This is a genomic window from Streptomyces sp. TRM64462, assembly GCF_013362995.1.
GTDB lineage: Bacteria > Actinomycetota > Actinomycetes > Streptomycetales > Streptomycetaceae > Streptomyces.
Genome location: NZ_JABWDV010000027.1, coordinates 1 through 2,188 on the forward strand (window position 1 = coordinate 1; position 2,188 = coordinate 2,188).

Annotated in this window: 2 protein-coding genes; both read left to right on the plus strand. The window is 74.5% G+C overall.

Features of this window, described 5'->3' with window-relative positions; all coding sequences use genetic code 11:
- The coding region (locus HTZ82_RS01245; protein ID WP_175407370.1) for an RICIN domain-containing protein at positions 1-1,534 on the plus strand (1,534 nt) is incomplete at its 5' end.
- Positions 1,531-2,148 (plus strand): hypothetical protein, encoded by a 618-nt coding sequence (locus HTZ82_RS01250; protein WP_175407371.1) that lies wholly within the window; start codon positions 1,531-1,533, stop codon positions 2,146-2,148. The genes HTZ82_RS01245 and HTZ82_RS01250, both read left to right, overlap by 4 nt.
- Positions 2,149-2,188 lie beyond the last annotated feature (40 nt).

The window sequence follows — 2,188 nt, forward strand, 5'->3', positions numbered from 1 at the left end:
CTCCCGCACCGGCACCGCCGCCCGCGGGCCCGCCGGACAGACCGTCCAGTGCGACGGCGACGGCAGCAGCGGCAACCGCGTCCAGGTCGTCTACGTCCACGCACCCGGCAAGGACCGGTACGCCCAGTACCTGCCGTCCTTCCGCAAGTGGGCCGCCGACGCCGACCTCATCTTCTCCGAGAGCGCCAAGGTCACCGGCGGCGTACGGCACATCCGCTACGTCACGGCCGCCGACTGCACGCCGACCGTCCTCAACATCGAGGTCCCGTCCTCCGCGCTCGCCGAGTTCAGCGCCACCAACCGCGCCCTCGCCGCCAAGGGGCTCGACCGCCGCGACCGCAAGTACATGATCTTCGCGGACGCCCAGGTCTACTGCGGCATCGGCACCTTCGCAGGCGACGAGCGCCCGGGCCAGAACAACCTCAGCAACTTCGGCCCCTCCTACGGCCGTACCGACGCCGGCTGCTGGGGCGGCCACACCGCGGCCCACGAGCTGGGCCACAACCTCGGCGCCGTCAACAACAGCGCCCCCAACACCAGCCGCGGCGCCCACTGCACCGACGAGTGGGACGTCATGTGCTACTCGGACAGCCCGTACTACCCGAAGATGCGGACGGTGTGCGGCGACCGCAGCTACGACAACCTCCTCGACTGCCGGAACGACGACTACTTCCACACCAACCCCAAGGCGGGCAGCTATCTCGCCACGCACTGGAACATCGCGAACAACCAGTTCCTGATGGGCCACCGCGGCAACGGCCCCGACCCGGGCCCGAGCCCGACGCCCACCCCGACGCCGAGGCCCACGCCGACCCCGACGCCCACGGGCGGGACCACCGGCACCTACGGGCCCGACGTCACCGTCGGCCAGATCGCCCAGGACTCCGCCGTCGCCGGCTGGCGCGCCGCCCCGGGTGCCGCCTGGTACCAGCTGTACCGCAACGGCAAGCCCATCGCCTGGATCCGGGGCACCAGCGCTCGCCTCTACAACCTGACCCCGGGCACCCGGTACTCCGTCGCCGTGTCGGTACGGGACACCGGCGGGCGTGACAGCCGCGTCGGCCGCGCCACCTCCTTCCGTACGACCGGCGGAGGCGGCGCCACCACCCCCACGCCCGGCACCCGCTACCTGCTCGCCAACGGCGCCACCGGCAACGCCGCCGAGGTCTGGGGCGGCCGCACCGCGGACGGCACCGTCCTCGTCGGCTCCCAGCGCAACGGGTACGCCCAGCAGCAGTGGTACTTCGACAACGCGGGCAACGGCTACACCCGGATCCGGTCCGCCGTCTCCGGCAAGTGCCTCCAGCTCGGCGGCGGCGCCTCGGCCGGCATGTGGGTCGGCCAGCAGCCGTGCGGCGGGGCCGCCGCCCAGAAGTGGCGGATCACGGCGAGCGGCAGCGGCGTACGGGTGACGGCGGGCGACAGCCGGTACGTGCTGGCCGTCAGCAACCGGCCGTACTACGGCTCGTGGCTCATCGAGCTGCAGCACCCGTCGAACAACGCGGCCCAGGTGTGGACGGTCCAGAAGCCGTGACACACAGCCGTACGTTTCCGGTGGCCGTCGCCGCCGTGGTGTGCCTCCTGGCCGGGTGGCTGATCGCCGCCGCGCCGGCCGCGCACGCCCACGGCGACGGCCTCCGGGTCGAGATCACCGGGCACGCGTTCGGGCGCGTGGAGACCACGGTCACGTGGGCGGACGGGGACCCCGTCGACGGGGCGGTCGCCGCGACCGTCAACGCGACGGCCGTCGGGAGCGACGAGAGCGACGAGAGCCTCGGGCCGTGGAGGCTGGTCCCCGTGGCCGGGGAGGCGACGCGGTACGCCACGGTGGAGGCATTGCCGCCGGGGCGGTGGAGGGTGGTGGTGGGGGTGGGGCATCCGGGGCTGGGGCGTGCGGAGCGTGAACTCACGGTCTCGCCGGGCACACCGGCGTCCCCGGGGCCGAGCGCCGGCCCGCCCCCGAGCCCGGACCCGCGCCCGGACCCGCGCCCGAGCTTGCGCTCGCCGAGGCCGTCTCCCGAGGTGGCGGCCACCCCGACGGCCTCGACCGAGGCTCCGTCGACGCCCTGGCTGCTGCCGGCAGCCGTCGCGGCGGCTGTGGCGGTGTGCCTCGGCGCCGTTGCCGTCCTGCGGCGCCGTCGGGGCTGAGGGTTGGCCGCCTCCGGCCGGTCTGTCCCCACCCCGCCCC